This is a genomic window from Rhodococcus parequi (assembly GCF_046042785.1).
In the GTDB taxonomy this organism is placed as follows: Bacteria; Actinomycetota; Actinomycetes; order Mycobacteriales; family Mycobacteriaceae; genus Prescottella; species Prescottella parequi.
The window spans coordinates 388,130-410,347 of the sequence record NZ_JBDLNV010000001.1 but is presented as its reverse complement, the minus strand read 5'-3'; the positions used below and the strand labels follow the sequence as shown (position 1 = coordinate 410,347).

General features: G+C 66.8%; 18 protein-coding genes and 1 pseudogene. 13 read left to right on the top strand and 6 right to left on the bottom strand.

Going from position 1 to position 22,218, the window contains the following annotated elements:
- The first annotated feature begins 75 nt into the window (after positions 1 to 75).
- The 3 genes and pseudogenes from ABEU20_RS01920 to ABEU20_RS01910 all read left to right on the top strand — a co-directional run bounded on the left by ABEU20_RS01920 (position 76) and on the right by ABEU20_RS01910 (position 1,563).
- The gene (locus tag ABEU20_RS01920; protein WP_420162700.1) at positions 76 to 693 is read left to right on the top strand and encodes a GIY-YIG nuclease family protein; all 618 of its coding nucleotides are present in this window, start codon (positions 76 to 78) and stop codon (positions 691 to 693) included.
- 40 nt (positions 694 to 733) lie between these two features.
- Positions 734 to 793, top strand: a pseudogene (locus ABEU20_RS01915) (excalibur calcium-binding domain-containing protein); the annotation flags it as partial.
- A gap of 11 nt (positions 794 to 804) precedes the next feature.
- Entirely contained in the window at positions 805 to 1,563 is a 759-nt protein-coding gene (locus ABEU20_RS01910) for a helicase associated domain-containing protein (protein ID WP_420162699.1), read from the top strand.
- A gap of 3 nt (positions 1,564 to 1,566) precedes the next feature.
- On the opposite strand, the gene ABEU20_RS01905 is transcribed toward ABEU20_RS01910, so the two are convergent.
- Positions 1,567 to 1,851 (bottom strand): hypothetical protein, encoded by a 285-nt coding sequence (locus ABEU20_RS01905; RefSeq protein ID WP_420162698.1) that lies wholly within the window; start codon positions 1,849 to 1,851, stop codon positions 1,567 to 1,569.
- 118 nt (positions 1,852 to 1,969) lie between these two features.
- Here ABEU20_RS01905 and ABEU20_RS01900 point away from each other — a divergent pair, with 118 nt between their 5' ends.
- Entirely contained in the window at positions 1,970 to 3,433 is a 1,464-nt protein-coding gene (locus tag ABEU20_RS01900; RefSeq protein ID WP_420162697.1) for a pentapeptide repeat-containing protein, read from the top strand.
- Between the two features lie 303 nt (positions 3,434 to 3,736).
- Here the strand turns inward: ABEU20_RS01900 and ABEU20_RS01895 are convergent, their stop codons facing one another.
- Entirely contained in the window at positions 3,737 to 3,955 is a 219-nt protein-coding gene (locus ABEU20_RS01895) for a hypothetical protein (protein WP_420162696.1), read from the bottom strand.
- 771 nt (positions 3,956 to 4,726) lie between these two features.
- Here ABEU20_RS01895 and ABEU20_RS01890 point away from each other — a divergent pair.
- From ABEU20_RS01890 to ABEU20_RS01860, 7 genes are all read left to right on the top strand, one after another.
- On the top strand, positions 4,727 to 7,168 hold the full coding sequence (locus tag ABEU20_RS01890; protein WP_420163123.1) for a molybdopterin oxidoreductase family protein: 2,442 nt from the start codon (positions 4,727 to 4,729) through the stop codon (positions 7,166 to 7,168).
- Positions 7,165 to 7,644: a hypothetical protein gene (locus tag ABEU20_RS01885; protein ID WP_420162695.1), complete on the top strand. Its 480-nt coding sequence runs from the start codon at positions 7,165 to 7,167 to the stop codon at positions 7,642 to 7,644. Before ABEU20_RS01890 ends, ABEU20_RS01885 begins: the two co-directional genes overlap by 4 nt.
- Before the next feature lie 27 nt (positions 7,645 to 7,671).
- The gene (locus tag ABEU20_RS01880; RefSeq protein WP_420162694.1) at positions 7,672 to 8,694 is read left to right on the top strand and encodes an SDR family oxidoreductase; all 1,023 of its coding nucleotides are present in this window, start codon (positions 7,672 to 7,674) and stop codon (positions 8,692 to 8,694) included.
- A complete protein-coding gene (locus tag ABEU20_RS01875) occupies positions 8,694 to 9,014 on the top strand; it encodes a hypothetical protein (protein ID WP_420162693.1) in 321 nt (106 codons plus the stop codon). Before ABEU20_RS01880 ends, ABEU20_RS01875 begins: the two co-directional genes overlap by 1 nt.
- Before the next feature lie 28 nt (positions 9,015 to 9,042).
- On the top strand, positions 9,043 to 10,146 hold the full coding sequence (locus ABEU20_RS01870; protein WP_420162692.1) for an enolase C-terminal domain-like protein: 1,104 nt from the start codon (positions 9,043 to 9,045) through the stop codon (positions 10,144 to 10,146).
- Positions 10,147 to 10,278: 132 nt separating this feature from the next.
- A complete protein-coding gene (locus ABEU20_RS01865) occupies positions 10,279 to 10,764 on the top strand; it encodes an oxidoreductase (protein WP_420162691.1) in 486 nt (161 codons plus the stop codon).
- A complete protein-coding gene (locus ABEU20_RS01860; protein WP_420162690.1) occupies positions 10,757 to 12,247 on the top strand; it encodes a molybdopterin-dependent oxidoreductase in 1,491 nt (496 codons plus the stop codon). The genes ABEU20_RS01865 and ABEU20_RS01860 overlap by 8 nt, the downstream gene beginning before the upstream one ends.
- Before the next feature lie 267 nt (positions 12,248 to 12,514).
- Here ABEU20_RS01860 and ABEU20_RS01855 read toward each other — a convergent pair whose 3' ends face one another.
- From ABEU20_RS01855 to ABEU20_RS01840, 4 genes are all read right to left on the bottom strand, one after another.
- Positions 12,515 to 12,811, bottom strand: coding sequence for a hypothetical protein (locus ABEU20_RS01855; protein WP_420162689.1), 297 nt, complete (start codon positions 12,809 to 12,811; stop codon positions 12,515 to 12,517).
- A gap of 11 nt (positions 12,812 to 12,822) precedes the next feature.
- Positions 12,823 to 13,752, bottom strand: a complete 930-nt coding sequence (locus tag ABEU20_RS01850) for a YncE family protein (protein WP_420162688.1) — start codon at positions 13,750 to 13,752, stop codon at positions 12,823 to 12,825.
- 119 nt (positions 13,753 to 13,871) lie between these two features.
- A complete protein-coding gene (locus ABEU20_RS01845) occupies positions 13,872 to 14,375 on the bottom strand; it encodes a DJ-1/PfpI family protein (protein WP_420162687.1) in 504 nt (167 codons plus the stop codon).
- Positions 14,376 to 14,435: 60 nt separating this feature from the next.
- A complete protein-coding gene (locus ABEU20_RS01840) occupies positions 14,436 to 16,193 on the bottom strand; it encodes a glycoside hydrolase family 15 protein (protein WP_420162686.1) in 1,758 nt (585 codons plus the stop codon).
- A 119-nt stretch (positions 16,194 to 16,312) separates the two neighbouring features.
- Between ABEU20_RS01840 and ABEU20_RS01835 the strand changes: the two genes are divergently transcribed.
- Both ABEU20_RS01835 and ABEU20_RS01830 read left to right on the top strand, forming a co-directional pair.
- Complete coding sequence (locus tag ABEU20_RS01835) at positions 16,313 to 18,106, top strand: thiamine pyrophosphate-requiring protein (RefSeq protein ID WP_420162685.1); 1,794 nt, start codon at positions 16,313 to 16,315, stop codon at positions 18,104 to 18,106.
- 6 nt (positions 18,107 to 18,112) lie between these two features.
- On the top strand, positions 18,113 to 20,998 hold the full coding sequence (locus tag ABEU20_RS01830; protein ID WP_420162684.1) for an FAD-binding and (Fe-S)-binding domain-containing protein: 2,886 nt from the start codon (positions 18,113 to 18,115) through the stop codon (positions 20,996 to 20,998).
- Positions 20,999 to 22,218 lie beyond the last annotated feature (1,220 nt).

Genomic DNA, 22,218 nt, shown 5'->3' with positions numbered 1-22,218 from the left:
GAACTCGAGATAGGCGACCGCTCCTCGGGGACGGGTGCGCCAGAGTGACCGGTCCGGGATGCCAAGATCACCGCTATGTCGCAGCATTCGGAAGAGAGCGCTCTCTACCTCGCCGCCATGCCGCACACGCGTGAGCAGGTGTTGGCCCGCCCCTGCCCGGTCCCTGCGGCTCCGGGGGTCTACGGGTGGTGGTTCCGCGAGCTGCCGACCACGCTGGATACCTCCAGGTGTGTGAAGAAGGACGGGCTGACGCTGCTGTACACCGGGATCAGTCCGAAGAAGCCGCCGGCGGGTGGCGGAGCTCCGAGCCGTCAGACGCTCCGCACTCGCATCAAGACCCACTACACCGGCAACGCGGCGGGTTCGACCCTGCGATTGACCCTCGGGAGCCTGTTGGCCGACGAATTGGGAATCGCGCTGCGGCGCGTCGGGTCCGGGAACCGGTTGACGTTCCACACCGGCGAGAAACAACTGTCGGAATGGATGCACGCCAACGCGCTGGCGTCATGGATCGAGAGCGTCGAACCGTGGGAGGTCGAGCAACGGCTGATCACTGCGCTCGATGTCCCGCTCAACTTGGACAGCAACGGCCACAACGAGTTCTACCCGATACTGAAAACGGTGCGGTCCGAAGCGAGACGGCGCGCCGGCGAGCTGCCCGTCCTCCCCAACCCCGGAGTCGGCGGACGGTAGCGCCGACAGGCCAGGTTGGACCTGGGCGCGGTCAGGCGCCGGCCAGCCCTGCTACCGCCCCCAGCTCGACCGGGACAACGAGGGCGTCGCGTGCGAATAGCATCGAAGGCCATGACCACAGACCCGGCAGCCATGCCTCGCCCGAACCGGCGGGCCGGGCGAACACCGGCCGTGCTGTGGGCGGACGGCATCGCGCACCTCGAGGGGTTCATCTCCGAACACGGCCACGCCCGCGTCCCGAAGGGCTACGTGTGCGCGGACGGGATGCGGTTGGCGTCGTGGGTGATGCACCGCCGCGAGGACCGTCGCCTCGGCGCCGACCGGCTCACCCCGGAGCGGATTGCGCAGCTCGACGCGCTCGGGTTCGATTGGGCACCACCCCGGCCCGGCCGCTCCGTCGACGACTTCGCCGCCCAGTGGGCGGCCATCCTCGCGCGCCTGGCGCGGTACCGGGACGAGCACGGGAACCTCGACGTGCCGCACCGCTGGGTGTGCGAGGACGGATTCCGGCTCGGAGAGTGGGTGAGCCGGCGCCGCACCGAACGACGCAGCCAGACCCCGACCTTGACCCCCGAGCGGATCCGCCAACTCGACGCGCTCGGCTTCGACTGGGGCCCGGCAACGGGCCGAGCAGCGGTCGAGCAGCAGCGGTGGGCGAACGCTATCGCCCACCTCTCCGACTACGTCGCCGAGCACGGGCACGCCCGCGTCCCCCACCGATTCACCTGCACCGACGGATTCCGCCTCGGACTATGGGTCACCACCCGCCGCGTCGACCGCAGCCACAGCCGGCCATCACTCACCCCGGACCGCATCACCGAACTCGACAACCTCGGCTTCGACTGGGGCACCACCCGAATAAAACACTGACCGTCAAGGCACCACCCAGCCGCCGGCGCCGGGGAGCAACGTCAACCCCGACCACGCGGCGAGCATGACCTCAGAAGGGGTCGCGGTGGCGACGACGATGCCGGGCCCGGTGTGGACTTCGACGCTCGGCCACTCCACGATCACGCTGCCGTTCGCGCCGGTCGAGAGGTTGCGCCAATGGACCGCGTAGGGCGTCCCGGTGAACCGGGTGACACCCGGCGTCGCCGAATCAGTGCCGGCGGTGATGTACTCGATGTCCCCTCCGGGGAGATTGGTGACCCCGCGCACGACCCACATCCCTCCGCCAGAGTTCCACGTTCCACGTCCGCCGAATCTGCTCGGAGGGCCAGAATCTGTCGATCGATCTCTACGCAAAAGCCTCGATCGCAAGCACAACACTGCCGCAATGGCCGTGGCCTACAAGGACGCGGTCTGTTTACCCGGTATAGATGTGCCCGTGCCGCAAACGAATCCGTTGACCCTTGCCCTAGACGGCGGCGATCCAACGCCGCACCGCGATCGTGTTTCTCCAGGCCGCTTGGTTTCCTACGGCTTCGGATCATTGATCGCCATCGCCGCAACTGTCTGGTTGTTCGCAGAACTTTCCACCCCGAATGGCAGTTGGATAACTGCCGATCTTGGAGGCTTAGGGCGGACGGTCGGCTTGCTTGCTGCGGCCGCGGTTGGCGTTCCTGCCGCGGTCCTCGCCTATCATCGGCAACGAGCGCTCGACACCGCCAACCGGACAGCCGCGGGACAGCACGAACACAAGGTTCAGGCCGACTACCGCGAGCACCGAACGGGTGTCGAGCGGCATCTTCGTGAGCGGTACACGATCTGTGGCGAACAACTCGGACATGACAGCTCAGCTATCCGTCTTGCAGGCGTCTATGCTCTTGCTTCACTCGCTGATGACTGGCACGACTTCGGGCGCAAATCCGAACGGCAGGTCTGCATAGATCTCCTGTGCGCCTATTTGCGCACCCGAAGTCGGCATCCGGTGGGAGCTCCTGTGGAACCCGAAGACCCCGACACTTGGCACACCGGTGAAGAGGCGCAGGTACGGTCGGCAATCATCGGTCATATCCGCTCACGAAACCAGAGGGCGGACGGAGAATGGTTGGGCTGCCACTTCGAATTGTCCGCCGCGGACTTGATCACTGCGAACCTGTCAGATGCGGACTTGACCGACGCCCGCCTGATTCGCGCGAACCTCACCCGCGCGCGCTTGACCGACGCGAACCTGACCGGCGCAAACCTGGTCGGCGCAAATTTGACCGGAGCGGACCTCACCGGCGCGGATCTTATAGGTGCGGACTTGACCGACGCGAACTTGACCGACGCGAACCTCACCGGCGATGTGAACTTCACGGACGCGAACCTCACCGACGCAGACCTCACCCGCGCGCGCCTGTCAGGCGTGAACCTGTTCGGCGTGAACCTGACCGGCGCAAATCTGATCAGTGCGCGCTTGACCGAAGCGGACTTGATTGAAGCGGACCTGACTAGCGCGGACCTAACCGGCGCAAATCTGACTGGCGCAAACCTGACCGGCGGCGCGGACCTGTTCGGCGCGAACCTAACCGGCGCGAACCTGGCCTATGCAGACCTGACCGGCGCGGACCTCACCGGCGCAATCCTCACCGGCGCAATCCTCACCAGCGCAATCCTCACCGGAACCAACCTCACCCATGCAGATCTGACCGGCGCGGACCTCACCTATGCGGACCTGACCGATGCCCACCTATCCGATGCACACCTCGCCGACGCGACTCTCAAGGCATGCAGATACTCGGACACGACTTTCTGGCCATCGGGATTCACACCACCTCAGCCACAAATGGTGCCCAAATTACATGGGGGGGAATAAAGTTACGCGGTAACCAGGGTTAGCGCGGACCATCGACGAGCAGCGATCTACAGTCGCGAAGTACCATGAACCATCAGACTTCCAACTCGGAGAAGGACCTGCAGTTACTGATGAGCACCGATCCAGGCCGATGGGCACGGCACCAGGGGATTCACTCGTAGGGCCAAGCCCCGGCGGCACATTCGCCGTCGTAGGTGGTGCGAGACCTCGGTCCACTCAACCTCGATCTTCACCGTCTCCATCGCTACGTCCGTCACCGGCGCACTCCCATATGGCGCAAGCCAAAGTGGGGACGGTCCCCGACTAGGTGGAAGAGTTCGCCTTGTCGAGTGTTGTCCTCATCTTCTCGACCGCCTTCTGCGTTCCCGCAGCAGCTCGCGCGCCGGTCCGGTAGTCGTCGATAATCAAGATGTGGGTGTGCTCAACCGGCCTGTACGGTCCATTCGGTTCGATCTTGACAGTGAACTTCTTGTGGTTCGCGCTGTCCTTGAAGTCGAGGACTCTCGCCAGATTCCAGGCCATCTCACGGACTGGAGGGCGCGAGGAGAATCTGTAGTCCTGCTCGTACGGTCCGGCGCCAACATCCAACCGAGTGTTCTCGCCCAAGGCGGACCACCGACGATCCGCCCGTCGATCGAGGGCGCGATAGATCGATCCAGTATCGTCCTTCACTGAACCGGCCTTGCACAATCCAGTAATCGTGCAGAGCGCTCGCCACACACCGCGCGTCCGCGGCCGAGTCAGGATCACTCAGGCTGTACCCCAACGCACTTCGAATGTTCGGGGCTTCGTGGTCCAGCCGCGTCATCCATCCGCCCTGGCGACGTCCGATCCAGTCGGCGCCGACCCATAGCTCGAGCTGCTAATACCAATCCCCGGTTCCGCCGCCGCAGAGACGTCCACTCGTCGTCAGCAAGCAAGTCGAGGCCATCGTCGCGGAGCGTCTTGAGCACGCCGTACTGGACTGTCGAATCCTGGGGTCACCGCGGTAGTTCACCGACTGGCGGTCACCGTGCGCAACGCGCTCGTCGTGACCGTGTCGCGCTGCGAGCGAGCGACAACGGCTGACACAACTCTCGACCCAGTCAATCGTCAGATCAAGGGCGCACCTACGCGAACACGGCGCGCATCAACCGAGCAGCCAGAAGGACATCGAATCACGGTCGCCCGAACCTCCTCTCGATTCGGACGATGGCCGATCTCGTCCGTGGCGACGCCTATGCCCGTATTTCGGGACGGCAGCGACAGGCGTCCGACGTTTCGTGGGACGCGGGCGTGGGTATGTATGTCGGCATGCCGTTTCGAGATCGCATCGCGGAACCGTGGGGTGACCGTCGGCCATACGAGCCCGGCGAGTCGTGGCCGTCGCGGGTGGACTGCCATCTGGCGGCAGGAGTTACCCCTGAGAGCGTCGAGCGTTGGGTGCAGTCCGCGTCCATCCTGCATTCCAACGGCGACGCGATGGACATCGCGGTCCGCAACGGCACGATCGTCGGGGTGCGCGGCCGGGCCGGCGACCGGGTAAACCGGGGCCGTCTCGACCCGAAGGACCTGTACGGCTGGCAGGCGAACGGTTCCCGGGACCGGCTCGCCCGGCCGCTGGTGCGGCGCGGGGGCGAGCTGGTCGAAGCAGACTGGGACACGGCGATGAACGAGGTCGTCCGCCGCAGTCGTTCGCTGCTCGATGAACAGGGTCCGAGCGCGATCGGGTTCTACACATCGGGTCAGCTGTTTCTCGAGGAGTACTACACGCTCGCGGCCATCGCGCACGGTGCCATCGGCACCAATCACGTCGACGGCAACACTCGCATGTGCACGGCAACGGCCGCGGAGGCATTGAAGGAATCGTTCGCGTGCGACGGGCAGCCCGGGTCGTACACGGATGTGGACCATGCCGACGTCATCGCACTGTTCGGTCACAATGTCGCCGAGACCCAGACGGTGCTGTGGGAGCGGATGCTCGACCGTTTGGAGGGATCACGTCCCCCGGCGCTGGTGTGCGTCGATCCGCGGACCACCGTCGTCGCGAAACGTGCCACCGTGCACCTCGCTCCTGTGCCGGGCACGAACGTCGCGCTGATGAACGGTCTGCTGCACGAACTCGTGGAACACGACTGGATCGACCGCGACTACGTCGACGCGCATGCGGTCGGGTTCGACGAGTTGTGCAAGCGTGTGGCCGAGTATCCGCCCTCGCGTGTTGCCGACATCTGCGGGGTTTCGGTCGACGATCTGCGGCATGCGGCGGAACTGATTGGCACCGCCGAGCGGTTGCTGTCGACGGTACTTCAGGGCTTCTATCAGTCGCAGCAGGCGACGGCAGCGTCGGTGCAGGTCAACAATATTCACATCGTGCGGGGAATGCTCGGTCGTCCCGGCTGCGGTCTCCTGCAGATGAACGGCCAACCGACCGCGGAGAACACGCGGGAATGCGGTGCGGATGGCGATCTCACCGGTTTTCGCAATTGGGCCAACGACTCCCATATCGCCGAGCTTGCGGACCTGTGGAATCTGGAGATGGACCGCATTCCGCACTACGCACCGCCCACCCATGCGATGCAGATGTTCCGATACGCCGAACAGGGCACGCTCCGGATGCTGTGGGTGAGCGCCACCAACCCCGCCGTGTCACTGCCTGAATTGTCCCGGATACGAAAGATCCTGGCGCAGGAGCGACTGTTCGTGGTGGTGCAGGATATCTTCCGCACCGAGACCGCCGAGCTCGCCGACGTGGTGCTGCCGGCCGCCACATGGGCGGAGAAGACCGGCACCTTCACCAATGCCGACCGCACCGTCCATCTCACCGAGAAGGCCGTCGAACCACCCGGTGAGGCCCGCGCAGATCTTGACATCTTCCTCGACTATGCACGGCGGATGGATTTCCGGGACCGGGACGGGCAGCTGTTCCCTACGTGGCACGACGCGGAATCGGCATTCGAGGCGTGGAAGCGTGCCAGCGCCGGCCGCCCCTGCGACTACACCGGTCTCGACTACGCGAAACTCCGTGGCGAGAGCGGCATCCAATGGCCGTGTAACGCCGAGAACCCCGACGGGACCGAACGGCTCTATGCGGACGGGCAATTCTGGAGCGACCCCGACTACTGCGAGGCGTACGGAAAGGACCTCGTCACCGGTGCACCGCTCGAGCCCACCGAGTACCGGGCGATGAATCCCTTCGGCAAGGCGATCATCAAAGCCGCCGAGTATCTACCGCCGCACGAGATGCCCGACGACGACTACCCGTTCGCGCTGATCACCGGGCGCACCCTGTATCACTTCCACACCCGCACCAAGACGGCGCGGGCGCCGCAACTCGACCGCGCCGCGCCCGACGTGTGGGTCGAGGTCTCCCCCACAGACGCCGGCCGGCTCGCGATCGCGGAGGGCGATCAGGTCGAGGTGGCGTCACCGCGCGGCACGCTGCGCGCGCGGGCACGCGTCACGGGGGTGCGGGACGGCGTGCTGTTCGTGCCGTTCCACTACGGGTACTGGGACTGCGGCGACGGCGACCACGAACGAGCAGCGAACGAGCTGACGATCACCGACTGGGATCCGGTGTCGAAGCAGCCGATCTTCAAGACCGCCGCGGCGGCGCTGCGCCGCGTAGGCGCGGGGAGCGGGCCGGCACCCGCCCCCACCACCACGGCCTCGGCTCCGGTGACGGACGGGGTTGCTCCGACAGTGGGTGGCCGGTCGGCGCAGACACTCGAACTCGAGACGAAGGAGACATCGTGAAGATCGGGCTGGCGCTCCGGGAGTTGCATCGGTCGGAGCGCAAGCTCGCGCGCGATCTGTCCACCGTCGCCGCCAGGCACCGAACCGAACACGAGGTGTACCACGTCGCCCGCGACGTGGCCGCGTGGTCCCGGAACCACCTGCGGCTGCTCGCGGACGCCGCGTCCCGCTACGACGTAAATCTCGACGCCGAACCCCGGACCCGGGCACTGACCGGCCCACTGCAGGAGAAGGTCTCGGTGCTGCTCGGACGTCGACCCGAGCCCGGTCTGGTGCTGTTGGCCGACCTGCGACACCTGCACCGGGTGGCGGCCGGGGCGTCCCTCGACTGGGAACTGCTCGCGCAGACTGCGCAGGCCGTCGGCGACTCCGACCTCCTGGCCGTCTGCCAGCGATGCCACCCCGAGACGCTGCGCCAGATGCGCTGGGCCAACTCCACTCTCAAAATTCTGTCCCCACAAGTACTGACGTCGTGAGCGACGCCTGACCCGAGGAGGTGGACCATGGCGGGTACCCCGGTCGTCGTCGTCACAGGGGCGAGCGCAGGGATCGGGCGGGCCGTCGCCCGCGGCTTCGGCACGCGGGGCGCACACGTCGTGCTGCTGGCGCGCGGCGCGATGGGACTGAACGCGGCGGCAGCCGAGATTCGAAGGACCGGCGGCTCGGCGACTGCCATCGAACTGGATGTGGCCGACGCCGGTGCGGTCCACGCGGCGGCCGACCGTGTCGAACGTGAGATTGGGCCGATCGACGTGTGGGTCAACGACGCCTTCACGTCGGTGTTCGCGCCGTTCCACGAGATCGACGCGGACGAGTTCCGCCGCGTCACCGAGGTCACCTACCTAGGTTGCGTGTACGGCACGATGACAGCGCTGCGCTGGATGCGCACCCGCAACCGCGGCACGATCGTGCAGGTGGGCTCGGCGCTGGGCGTCCGGTCGATTCCGCTGCAGTCCGCCTACTGCGGCGCCAAACACGGCGTCAACGGCTTCACCGAATCACTCCGCACCGAGTTGCTGCACGAGGGCAGCAACGTACACGTCACGGTCGTGACCATGCCCGCCGTCAACACGCCTCAATTCTCGTGGGTCCTCTCGCGGCTACCCAAGCATCCGCAACCAGTGCCCCCGATCTACCAGCCGGAACTGGCCGCCCGAGCCGTCCTCCACGCCGCCGACCATCCGCGTCGCAAGCACTACCTGGTGGGCGCAAGCACGCTGGGAACCGTGATGGGACAACGCTTTTTGCCCGCGTTGCTCGACCGGTACCTCGCGCGGACGGGGTACGCATCGCAGCAGACCGACCAACCGGTGTCGCCCGATCGCGCGCAGAACCTCTGGGAGCCGCTCGATGGTCCCGGCGGCGAGGACTTCGGTGCGCACGGCGAATTCGACGATCGCGCTCATGGGCGCAGCGCGCAGCTGTGGTTCGCGCTGCATCCCGCCGCGTCGGCCGCCGTCGCCGGCGTCGCCGCACTCGTCGGGGCGTCTGTATGGGGTCGTCGCGTTCGGGAAGGAGTAAAGTGATGTCCGCCGAAATCGGCATCGAGCCGGTCCAGGACCACGAGTATCGCGTACGCGTCGTCGACGCCGGCGAGGGCACCGACTTCGAAGTCGTCGTCCACCCCGACGTCCTGGCGGATCTCGGATTCACTTCGGCCGACGAGGAACTCGTCGTCCGCCACACGGCTGCCTTCCTGGCTGACCGCCAACCGGTCGTCGACCTTCCGTCACTGGTCTATCTCGACGAGGTCGCCGCCGCTTATGACGACTACCCCGAACAGCTCCGGCGTCGGTGCGGTGATGACCGTCCGCGTCCGGGCCCCCATCCTGATACCGGCGCATAACATGGGCGGCCGTGGGTAGTTCAGTGACATGCCTGGACCGCACATCCCAGTCGACTCCGTCACGGCGGCCGCCTACGAGATTCCCACCGACCAGCCCGAGTCCGACGGCACGCTCTCGTGGACGTCGACCGTTCTGGTGGTGGTCACCGCGACCGCCGGTGGGCGCCGCGGCATCGGATACACGTACGCGGGACCGGCCGCTGTCCGGGTCGTCGACGACACCCTGGCCGGTGTCGTCACCGGGGCGGACGCGCTCACTCCTGCCGCATCGTGGGCCGCGATGCAGATCGCGGTCCGGAACCTGGGACGCGCAGGGGTGGCGGCGTGCGCCATCTCGGCGGTCGACATCGCCCTGTGGGACCTGCATGCACGCCTGCTCGATGTGCCGCTGTCGGTAGCCCTCGGCGCGATCCACGACAGCACGCCGGTCTACGGCAGCGGCGGATTCACCTCGTACGACGACCGCACCCTCGCCGCCCAGCTGTCCGACTGGGTCGCGGCGGGCATTCCCCGGGTGAAAATGAAGGTGGGACGCGATCGCGACGCCGACCCGCATCGGATCCGCGTCGCGCTCGACGCCGTCGCCGGCGACGCCGACCTCTTCGTCGACGCCAACGGGGCCTACGGGCGCAAGGACGCGCTGTGGTGGGCGGAGTATTACCGCGGCCTCGGCATACCGTGGCTCGAGGAACCGGTGACGTCGGACGACCTCGCGGGACTGCGACTGCTCCGTGACCGTGGACCCGCCGGTCTCGACATCGCGGCCGGCGAGTACGGCTACGACCTTGCCTATTTCCATCGCATGCTCGACGCCGGTGCGGTCGACTGTCTGCAGGCCGACGTCACCCGCTGCCTCGGCTACACCGGGTTTCTGCGGGTCGCCGCGTTGTGCGATGCACGCGGACTCGACCTGTCTCTGCACTGCGCTCCGCAGGCGTCGGCGCACGGCGGCACGGCGGCGTGGCACCTCCGGCATCTCGAGTACTTCCACGACCACGTCCGCATCGAGGCCATCGCGTTCGACGGGGTCCTGACACCACAGCCCGGTGGCGTACTGAAACCGGACCGCGGACGTCCAGGTCACGGGCTGGAGCTGCGCGCGCCGGATCTGGAGCGCTTCCGGGTTCTGTGACGCGCGGATCCAGCGACTCAGGTGGCGGTGCGGCTCGTCTCGGCGCGGACGAAAGGTGTCCAGGAACGTGTGGTCGACAAGTAATCGGGTACCCGCCCGACACACGAGCGAAAGCGAAAGGGCGTCGACCGAATGACGGCGATCGCGCAGCGAATAATTCTGCACAGCAGGATGTATCGCCTGGTGACCAGCTACCGGTACGTGGCCGTGGATCTGCCGCGGACGACGGCGACCGTGCTCGGCGCGGCGCTGCTGGGGCTCGCCGCAACTCACGTCTACATTCTCGTTTCCGAGCCTGTGGTTCCGCTCTACCTGGTGATCTACGTGTGGGTGCTCGTGGCGGTGTGCATCGCAGCGGGCGTGGCGCTCGCCCTGGCGCCGGGTCCGATCGCGCGCGTGGGACGGGCGGTAGGGGCGGGGACCAGTGTCGTGTTCCTGGTCGGGTACGTCACGAGCCGGCTGACCGGTCTTCCCGCGCTGCCCGGCGTGCGCGGTTGGTGGGACTACGCACCGGGCACATTGGGGGGTCTCTGCGCAGTCGCCTATCTGGCGATCTCGGGGGCGGTTCTGCTCGGCATCACCGTCGCGCGCCCCGAGGAGCAGCATTGGCATGACTGAACTCGACTTCCCCGCGTGGCTGCGCATCGAGCACTGGCTCAATTTCCTGTTCCTGACGCTCGCGTTGCGCAGCGGCCTCGAAATTCTCGCGACCCACCCCAAGCTGTATCGGCGGCCCGACAGCGCACCCGGCACCGAATGGGCACGGTTCACACGCAAGACCATGCCGACCGACAAGCTGTACGACACGCTCGACGAGGAGGAGAGCTACTCGCCGCTCGTGGCACTGCCAGGACGACGGAACCTCGGCATGGGCCGGCACTGGCACTTCGTGAGCGTGCTCGCCTGGATCATGGTCGGCGCCGTCTACTACGTGCTGCTGTTCGCGACCGGCCAGTGGCGCCGCTACATCCCCACTTCGTGGTCGGTGTTCCCGCAGGCATGGGACGACGCGGTCACCTATCTGTCGTTCAACCTTCCCCCGCTGCTGCCAGGCGAACCGCTCGACGCCATCCAAAAACTCACGTACGCCGCCGTGATCTTCCTGTTGGCGCCGTTCCAGATCCTCACCGGAGCCCTGCAGTCACCGGCGATCGAAGCCCGATTCCCGTGGGCGGTACGGGCGTTCGGGGGCAGGCAAAGCGTCCGCACCCTGCATTTCCTGGGTCTGCTCGCGTTCGCCGGTTTCATCGTCATCCACCTCGCCATGGTGTTCTTCTGGAGCTGGGGCCAACTGAATGCGCTGATGATCTTCGGCGAGGTTCGCAACATCTACTGGGCTGTCGCACTGTCGTTCGTCATCATTGCGGCGGTCGTCGCGGCGCATGCGGCCGCCACGGTGTGGAGTCTGCGCAGACCCCGATCGGTCCAGCGCCGTCTCGGCGCGATCGTGGGGCCGTTCCGGCGCCTACTGCTGCGCCCGCTGCGATCCCGGCAGGACTACCCCGTCCGAACCGTGTCCGAGCAGCACCGCGTCAACGGCAAGCCGCCAGATTCCACCGAGTACAAGGTGATGGCCGTGCATGGCTTCCAGGACTGGCGTCTGCAAGTCGGCGGCCTCGTCGAGCATCCGATGACACTCGACCTCGATGGGCTGCGCCAACTCGGCGACAGGCAACGACAGCGTGTCCTGCACAACTGTGTTCAGGGCTGGTCGAGCATCGCCGAATGGGGTGGTCTGCCGCTGGCTGAGCTGGTGGCGCGAGTGAAGCCACTGCCGGACGCCAGGTACGTGTGCTTTCTGACCATGCAGGACACCGGACGCGACGAGCCGAGCGCCAAAGGTAGGGGCCGTTTCTACGAGGTGATCGACCTCGCTCTCGCGTCGTATCCGCAGGTGTTGTTGGCCTACGAGATGAACGGGGCACCGCTGCCCATCCAGCACGGTGCCCCACTACGCCTGCGAGTGGAAACACAGGTGGGTTTCAAGATGGCCAAGTGGATCGATGGCATCGAGTTCGTCGAGGACTACGCCGGTATCGGCCATGGGATGGGCGGGTGGCGCGAGGATTACGTGCATTACGACAAGGATGTGGAGGTCTGAGCATGGACGAAGGCCCGCGGCCAACCCCGACGGACTGCGTGCCTCTCACCGCACCCGAGCGCACCGAAGTGCTCGCGGTGATCGACCGGCAGAAGCTACGCTGTCCCGGCTGCAGCGACGCGGACTTCACCGTCGGACCCGCACTACCACTGGGATTTCTCTTTTTGTCCGAGGATGCGGAGAGTTTCATGGTCGCACTCACGTGCCGCACACCGAATTGTCCGCGTCCCCGCACCGGAATCCGGCTGACGGCCAGCGATTTTCGTGTCAGCGGATCACGGGTCGGGACAGCCCGAAGCGGTCGACGAGATCGGTGACGGCGTCGAGTTGTGCCAACAGGTCGCCGTAGCGTCGGCGCTGGTCGTCGGTGAGTGCACCCCGCTCGAAGTAATAGTGCAATCGTGGAAACCGGCCCGCCATCATTGTTCCCCATTCGACCGCGAGGGTGTAGACGCGGCCGGGATCTGCGTTGCGGCGTGGGTCGTCGGCAAGTGCGCGTAATGCTGCCACCATGGCGAACAGCACGTCGAGATCGGCTTCGACACCGTCGGCGGACCCGGCCATCGCCTCACCCCTCACACTCGCGGCTTTGCGACTCCGACCACCCACGGCGCACCCGAGAACGTGAGAAAGACCCGGTGGGCGGCCACGGTCACACCCGCCACCGGCGCATCCTTCGCCTCGCCGGAAAGCGCTGCGCGATAGTCGAAGTCCCGAATCACAGGGATCGTACTTCCGGCGTAACCGTCGAAGCTGTGAGTTTCGAGCACGACCACGCGCCGATCGGTCACCGCATAGATGCGCGTGTCATCGGTGGCGAGGAACTGCACGTCCTCCCCCAGATCAGCGGTGCCCACCACCTTCAGACCCTTTCCGTCCGAATCGGAGTCGACCGCCAGCACCTTTCCTGTGCCAGCCGGTCCTATGTAGACCCGACTCACCTTCGCCCTGTCGCCCGCCACGGCCGCCGCACCCGGCGTGAGCCGCCCGACGGATCCGACGGGCGGATCCACGCCCTGGTAGTGGGTGACAGCGGAGTCGTCCACGACGTGGAAGTCGAGTTGACGGCCGCGGGCCGCGCCCTGCACCAGCGCGCCGGGCCGGGCGTCGACCCGCGTCGCAGGCAACAGTCGGTCCCGGTGCAGATCCACTGGCGTAACCGTTGACGCGTCCGCGCTCAGCGACAGCAAAGTGCGCGAGCCCGAGTCGAGCGCCAGCACGTCCGGTTCGGGGCCCGCGTCGAGGGCGTCGGTTACCGACAGGTCGGCGATGTCGAGTCGGGCGACGCTCCCGGCACGGGGCTGCGGTACCAGCAGCGTCGATTCGTCGAGCGGAGAGATCTCGATGTTGCGGCCCATATCAGCCAGCGGCGCTGACAATGCGGTGTCCGCCTCACCGCCGCCGGACGCGAGGCCTTCCACCGCTGCGATTCGGCCGTCGTCGGTCACACCAAGAAGCTTCCCGTACTGAAACGACCACAGCGGCGCATGCAGCGCGGTGGCCATCCGGTCGACGGTGACCGCGTCGACGGCTTCGAGTTCCTCTCCCGGTGCGGCGCAGGACACCAGACATGCGAGCGCGGCGACCCATGGCAGCACTACCCGCCAGATCGGTGCGGGGCGGCTCACGGCGGCGCCGTCGAACGCGGGTCGTGGGGGTTCTCGGGCGCCAGCGCAAATTCGGTGATCGTGCGGGTCGCGAAGGCCTGCGCGTCGTCCGCGCTGGCGCCGGTGACGAGCCCGTGGTCGGCGACTACCGGGTAGGCGACGCAGTTGGCTCCGGCATCGAGGATCTGCGGGCGCAGCGATTCGGTGCAGCTCACGGTGCGGTTCCGCAGGACGCCGGCGTCGAGCAGCAGATGGACTGCCTCGCCGAGGACTGCGACGGGTTTCCCTTGCGCGAAGAATGCGCGCACGAACGCGATGATCGGGTCGGTTGTGTCGGGTCGGCCACCCAATGCCAGCAGGCCGTCGTAGCTGGACGCGTCGAGCCCGCTGCCCTGCACACGGTCGACGGCGGCGCCCGCTCCGGTCAACTCGTCTTCCACTGCCTCCCGTACACGCAGCTTCGCAGCGCTCGCCGGACCCGTGAGCAGAAGCGCGAACCGTTTCCCGGTCAGCTTTCCCATGCCGACTCCATCCTCCTGTCGCGCGTATCGACTACCCCACCGACGTGTCTGCAAACCTCGTCAGCTTCGCGGATCTGTGAGCCGGTGGGCGGTCTCGAACAGCATCGCGTGGACGAATGCCTGCGGCAGGTCACCGCGCATCTGCCGTTCGATGACGTCGAACTCCTCGGTGAACAGACCGGGCGGCCCGCAAGCCGCGCGGTTGCGTTCGAACCACCGCACCGCCCGCCACGCATCACCCTGCTGGTCATCGGCCAACGCCATGACGTAGCCGCACAGTAGGAACGCCCCCTCGGCATCTGCAAGTTCGCGGCCCCGATGCCTATAGCGATAGACATATCCGTCCTGGGTAAGGTCGCGGCGCACCGCCCCGAGCGTGTTCACGGTGCGCGGATCCGATGCCGCGACAGCGCCCCTGATCGCCGGCAGCAGCAGGGCCACATCGACACGGTCGTCGTCGGGGCTGCGCCGCCACACGCCGGTGCGCCGATCGAGGCACCGTGCCGACGTGTCGGCGAGGACGCGGTCGGCCAGCATGGTCCACTGCGCCGACTGCCGAGCCGGCGCGATCCGTGCGGCAGCCCGCAGACCGGCCACGCACACCAGTCGCGAGTGCGTCCAGTCTTCGTTGTCGATCTCCCAGATCCCGGCATCGGGCTCCGTCCACCGCTGCTCGATCGCCCCAGCCGCGATCTCCACTGCCCGCCACACGTCCCGGTCCAGTCGGTCCCACTGATCGGCAGCCGCGAACAACAGCAACGCCTCTCCGAACACATCGAGCTGAAACTGCTGGTTGACCCAGTTGCCCACGATCCCGGTACCACCGGGATAGCCGGGCAGGTCGAGATGCCGTTCGGTGGGCACCGCGCGCCCGTCGATGCGGTAGGCCGGCACCAAACCCGGTCCAGCGTCCAACAGTCGGGCCGAGACGAAGTGCACCGCATCATCGAGCAACCGATACGACCCAGCCGCGCTCACCGCCACCCCCGCGTAACACTGGTCACGGATCCAGCAGTACCGATAGTCGTAGTTCCGGCCCTGCTCGGCCCGCTCGGGAAGCGCCGTCGTCGCGGCCGCGACCATCCCGCCCCCGGACGAGGTCAATCCCCGCAACACCGCGTACGCGTGCCGCGCGTCCCGGTCCGCGAGGGTGCCCTCCACTGCCGGAACGTCGGCTCGCCACGTCCGTTCGGTCCTTGCCCAGGCCGATACAGCGTCGACCGGCGAATCCTGCGGCTCGCCGCAGGCGATCTCGAGAACGAGATCGCGGTACCCTCCACGCGGCACCGCCACGACCGCCTCGAGCCGACCATCACGAAAGTGGCCGTCCGGTATGCCCGACAAGCGCAGGTGCAGATCTCCGGTACGGAGCGTCCACACACCGTCACGAACACCGCACTCGTGGGCCTGGTGCACGTCGAACCCCGCCCGCGGGGTCAGCGCTACCCTCACTTCCGCGTCACTGTCCACCGCGACGACCCTGCGCAGCACGACTGCCCGCTTTGCCTCCCCCGGGAGGGCCAGGGCCGCTCGACATTCCGTGGCGCCACTGGTGGTGACCCACCGGCTGTGCCAAATGAGCGTGCCGTCCTCGTAGTAGCCGCCCCATGTGTAACGCGTGGTCGTGGGCGCCACGACATACTCGCTCACCCCTCCGAGAAGGGAGCAGAACACGGCATCGGAATCCCACGACGGCGCGCACATCCAGACCAGATCACCGCGGGGGCCGATCAGCGCGCCGCGCTCGCCGTCTGCGATGAAGGAGTACTCCCGCAGCACGTGCGGCGCGAATTCGCCGCCGATAGTCCCGTCACCCATCGGAGCACTCCTTTCGCACCACCGCGTCCGTCGTTTGCCCGCGCACACGCGGGGGTACCCGACACCGACCGGTCCGAAACGACCGCCTGGCAGGACGATTCACATCGAAGGAGGTCGCGATGGCCAGCCAGAACGTTGCCGACTACCTGTTGGAACGACTGCGGGCGTGGGATATCGAGCATGTCTTCGCGTACGCCGGCGACGGCATCAACGGGATCCTCGCCGCGTGGGGAAGAGCCGACAACCATCCCAAGTTCGTCCAGGCCAGGCACGAGGAGATGTGTGCCTTCGAAGCCGTCGGATACGCGAAGTTCTCGGGCCGGTTCGGAGTGTGCATGGCCACGTCCGGCCCGGGCGCGATCCACCTCCTCAACGGCCTCTACGACGCCAAGCTCGACCATGTCCCGGTGGTCGCGATCGTCGGGCAGACGAATCGGAGCGCGATGGGCGGTTCCTATCAGCAGGAGGTGGACCTCGCCAGCCTGTACAAGGACGTCGCGGCCGACTACGTACAGACCGTGAACGTCCCCGAACAGCTACCGAACGTCCTCGACCGGGCAATCCGCACCGCGCTCTCACAACGCGCGCCGACGGCCGTGATCATCCCCGGTGACGTGCAGGAACTGCCGTACTCCCCGCCCACCCACGACTTCAAGATGGTGCCGTCGAGCCTCGGCTTCGAACTTCCGCGGATCGCTCCGGACGACGACGCGATCCGACGGGCCGCCGACGTCCTCAACGCCGGCTCCAAGGTCGCGATGCTGGTCGGCACCGGGGCGCGCGGGGCCCACGCCGAACTCGCCGAGGTGGCCGACCTACTCGGCGCGGGCGCCGCGAAGGCTCTGTTGGGCAAGGACGTGCTGTCGGACGAACTGCCCTGGGTCACAGGGTCCATCGGTTTGCTCGGCACCCGGCCGAGCTACGAGATGATGAGTGGGTGCGACACCCTGCTGACCGTGGGTTCGAGCTTTCCGTACAGCCAGTTCATGCCCGAGTACGACCAGGCCCGCGGAGTTCAGATCGACGTCGACGCGCGTTTCGTCGGCATGCGGTACCCCAACGAGGTGAACCTCGTCGCCGACGCACGCACCGCGTTGCGCGCCCTGATCCCGCGCCTCGAGCGGAAACAGGATCGGTCGTGGCGCGAGAAGATCGAGTCCGACGTTGCGCGCTGGTGGGAGACGATGGAGATGCAGGCGCAGGTCGCGGCCGACCCGGTCAACCCGCTGCAATTGTTCTCCGAACTCTCGCCGATCCTGCCCGATGACGCGATCGTCACCGCCGATTCGGGATCGGCGGCCAATTGGTATGCGCGCCAACTCCGTTTTCGGGGACACATACGCGGCTCACTGTCCGGGACGCTCGCGACGATGGGTCCCGGTGTCCCGTACGGCATCGGCGCGAAGTTCGCCCACCCGGGCCGGCCGGCGATCGTGTTCGCCGGCGACGGTGCGATGCAGATGAACGGGATGGCCGAACTGGTGACGATCAAGCGGTACTGGCAGGAGTGGTCGGATCCGCGCCTGATCGTCGCGGTTCTGCACAACAACGATCTCAATCAGGTGACGTGGGAGATGCGGGCCATGGCCGGCGCACCGAAGTTCACCGAGTCGCAGACCCTGCCCGACGTCGACTACGCCGCGTTCGCCGCGGGCCTGGGTCTGCAGGGGATCACCGTCGACGACCCCGACTCGATCAGCGGCGCATGGGAGCGGGCGCTGACCGCGGATCGACCCACCGTGCTCGACGTCCACACCGACCCCGACATGCCACCCATCCCGCCGCACGCGACGTGGGAGCAATTCAAGGACGCGACCGCCGCCGTTCTCGGCGGCGACGAGAACGCGTGGGGGTTCATCAAGACAGGGATCAAGACGAAGGCTCAAGAGTTCCTGCCCCACAAAGGAAGTTGAACGGTCATGACAGCAGTGCTGTTCCGGCGCCTCGCCGAGCAACTCCACGACCGCGTGGACGGCGAGGTCCGCTTCGACGACGGGTCACGCGCAACGTATTCCACCGACGCGTCGAACTACCGGCAGATTCCGATCGGTGTCGTGATACCGCGCACCGTGGATGCCGCGGTCACCGCGGTCGAGGTGTGCCGCGACTTGGACGTTCCCGTCCTGTCCCGCGGAGGCGGCACGAGCCTGGCCGGCCAGTGCTGCAACGCAGCCGTCGTGCTGGACTGGAGCAAGTACTGCACACGGGTGGTCTCGGTGGACCCAGACGCCGGGGTTGCGATCGTGGAACCGGGCATCGCTCTCGACGGCCTGGACGACGAACTCGAGCCGACGGGCTGGATGGTCGGGCCCCGACCGTCGACCCATGTCAGTTGCACGATCGGGGGCATGGTCGGCAACAACTCGTGCGGGTCGACCGCGCAGGCGTACGGAAAGATGTCCGACAGCGTGCGTCGGCTGGAGGTGCTCACCTACGACGGCACCCGGATGTGGGTCGCGGCGACCTCCGACGACGAGTATGCCCGGATCACCGCCTCTGCCGACCGCCGCGCCGAGCTGTACCGGGGGCTGCGCGAGCTGGCGGACCGTTATGGCGACGAGGTACGCGCCCGCTTTCCCGACATCCCGCGAAGGGTGTCGGGATACAACCTCGATTCGCTCCTGCCCGAGAACGGCTTCCAGGTGGCGAAGGCGCTCGTGGGCAGCGAAAGCACGCTCGTGACGGTTCTGCGCGTCGAACTACAGCTCGTCCGCCGTCCGCCGGCGAACGCGCTCGCCGTGCTCGGCTTCGACGACATCGCCGCTGCCGCGGACGCGGTTCCTGCCGTCCTACAGCATCAGCCCGCCGCGCTCGAAGGACTCGACCACCGCCTGGTCGAACTCGAGCACAGCAAGCATCTCGCGGAGAAGGCACTGCGCCAACTACCGTCCGGAACTTCATGGCTGATGGTCCAGTTCGACGGCGACAGCCAGGAAGAAGCCGACCGCAAAGCACACGACCTCGTCGAGCACGCCGAACAGAACCTCACCGACCACACCACCATCCTCGACGACCCCATGCAGAAGAAGCAGGTGTGGGAGGCACGCGAGGCCGGCCTGGGAGCGACGGCATATCCCCCGAACGACCCCGAGACACACGAGGGTTGGGAAGACGCCGCGGTGCCACCGGACCAGCTCGGCAACTACCTCCGCGACTTTCGCGACCTACTGGACCGATACGACTACGGAACCGCCTCGCTATACGGGCATTTCGGACAGGGCTGCGTGCACACCCGGATTCCGTTCGATCTCCGCACTGCCGATGGAGTGGCGAAATACCGGCGGTTCGCGGAGGACAGCGCCCGACTCGTCGTGCGCTACGGCGGTTCGCTCTCCGGCGAACACGGTGACGGCCAGTCCCGCGGCGAACTTCTCCCGATCATGTTCGGCGAACATCTCGTCGGCGCCTTCGAAGAACTCAAGGCGCTGTTCGATCCCGCCAACCGGATGAACCCAGGCAAGGTCGTGCACCCGAACGCACTCGACTCGCACCTGCGCCAGGGCGCGGCGTACCGACCGTGGGAACCCAGCACCCAGTTCACGTACGGCGAAGACGACCACCGGTTCAGCCGTGCCGCGGCCAGATGTGTCGGCGTCGGCAAGTGTCGCGGCCACGAATCCGGGGTGATGTGCCCCAGCTACCGCGTGACCCGCGAGGAGGAACACTCGACCCGAGGCCGGGCCCGTCTACTGTTCGAAATGGTCGAGGGCGACGTCATCACCGACGGCTGGCGCTCGACCGAAGTCCGCGATGCGTTGGACCTGTGCCTGGCCTGCAAGGGTTGCAAGCGGGACTGTCCGGTGAGTGTCGACATGGCGACGTACAAAGCGGAGTTCCTGTACCACCACTACCAGCACCGGTTGCGGCCGATGTCCCACTACTCGATGGGCTGGTTGCCGCTGTGGGCCCGGGCCGCCGCGTTTGCGCCCCGCGCGGTGAACGTCCTCACGCACACGCCGGGAATGTCGAAGGTGGCCGCGCGAGCCGCGGGCGTCGACCCCCGGCGGCCCCTGCCGTCCTTCGCGCGCGAGCGCTTCACCGAGTCGTTCCGGCCCGATCCCACAGGGGTGTACCGCGGTCGGGTCGTGCTGTGGCCCGACACGTTCGCCAACAACTTCGACCCGCACGTCGCGCACTCCGCGGTTGCCGTTCTTCGCTCCGCCGGCTTCGACGTCGAGGTACCCGACCGGACCGTGTGCTGCGGGCTGACGTGGATATCGACCGGGCAACTCGGCGTGGCCGCGCGTATCCTGCACCGCACACTCGCCGTACTCGGCCCGCACCTGCGGGTGGGTACCCCGATCGTCGTACTCGAACCGAGCTGCGCCGCCGTCTTCCGCTCGGATCTCCCCGACCTGCTACCCGGCGACGAGGATGCGCGCCGACTTGCACAACAGACCTACACACTAGGTGAAGTGCTGGCACGGTACGCCCCCGACTGGCATCCCCCGGCACTACACCGCGCGGCGATCGTCCAGCCGCACTGCCACCAGCACGCCGTCCTCGGCTACACCCACGACCGCGACGCTCTCACCGCCGCCGGCATCGATGTCGGAGTGCTCGATGCCGGATGCTGTGGCCTGGCCGGGAATTTCGGGTTCGAAGCCGGTCACTACGACGTGTCCGTCGCATGCGCCGAGGACAAAGTGATGCCCGCCATCCGCAAGTCCGAACCCGACACCCTCGTCCTCGCTGACGGCTTCAGCTGTCGCACCCAGATTCGCGATTTGGAACCCGGATCGCATCCTCGGCACAGTGCAGAGGTACTCGCAGCTGCGCTACGCCACGGGGTCGACCTTTCGTAACAATCTTCACGCCAGGGTTTTTCGTCTCCTTGTGAGACCGAACCCGTCGCCGTGATTTCGCTGCACCCGCGACCGCGTGGACGCCCTGACCGGGGCTTTGCGCCTGCGAAGCGGGGAGGAGTCCGGCCGCAACGGGGCGGCTCTCTGCGACAAAAGTCGATCAGCAGAGGTTTCGGGGTGACTCGCTGATTCCCTAGGCGTTGCAGGGGATGACAACGTACGTAGGCGATCGCATCGTCCGACGTGTGGGCCAGATAGCCCATCGCCAGCTTTCAATGCGCGAGTATTTGTCCAATCGACTTCGCTCGATGTGTTACCGCCGAGGGCCGGTTGGTACAGGTCAGGGCTGCGGCAAGTCGACTGGAATGCCACCGTTCGGGTGGCGGCCGTGCCCGATGTGTCGTTTATCCGCCGGTCGACATCGCATCCCTCCCCCGCACCTGAGGCCCCCGGAAAGTGGACAGTGGCTACGCGACTATGACGGGCGCGTTCAGTGACTGCAGCTATCAACGAGTAGAGCTCTACTTTCGTTGATTGGCTGCGGATTACGCGGATGCTTTCTTCGGGAACGCGATGTCCTTTTCCTGCTCGGCGACCTACTTACGTAGCCGGGGGGGAGTTCGGTGCGTTCCGCTGTGGTCAACGGCTCATCACCGATCACGCCTGCTGTGTTGATACGGCGTCGATCGTCCGCGGCCCAGCGGCGAGCAGCCCCGCGTTCACGCCCAGGTCGCGGGCGACCTCGGCGATGGTGCGGCCGGAATCGATCACGCTGCGGGCGGCCTCGACCTTCTACTCGGTCGTCAACGACGGGTGTTTATGGGGCATGAGGGCATACTCTCAGGCGATCGTTAGTACCGCTATCTCGGTGTCCACCGTTCGGGGAAACCTCAGTCGCCCTGCCCACCCCATACGTCCTCCGGTGCGAACCCTTCTCATCCAGCGGGCGAAAGCCTGCCCGCGGTCGGCTTGATCTGGCTAGCGTCCTATCGGGTGTGGCGACGAGCAGGGGGTGCCGCCACACCCTCCAACAACGAATGGCCCACGACACCGCGTGCGTTGATAGTCAACGTTTCGGGAACAGGGGCATCGGCGCCGCTACATTGGCGATCGACGACAGCTAGATGCCGCGGGGCCTACCTACTCACCAGGCGCGCCGCCAAGCCAGCAGCCTCTGATGTTGTCAAAAGGCCGACCCACGACGAGTCGAGCGCAGCCGA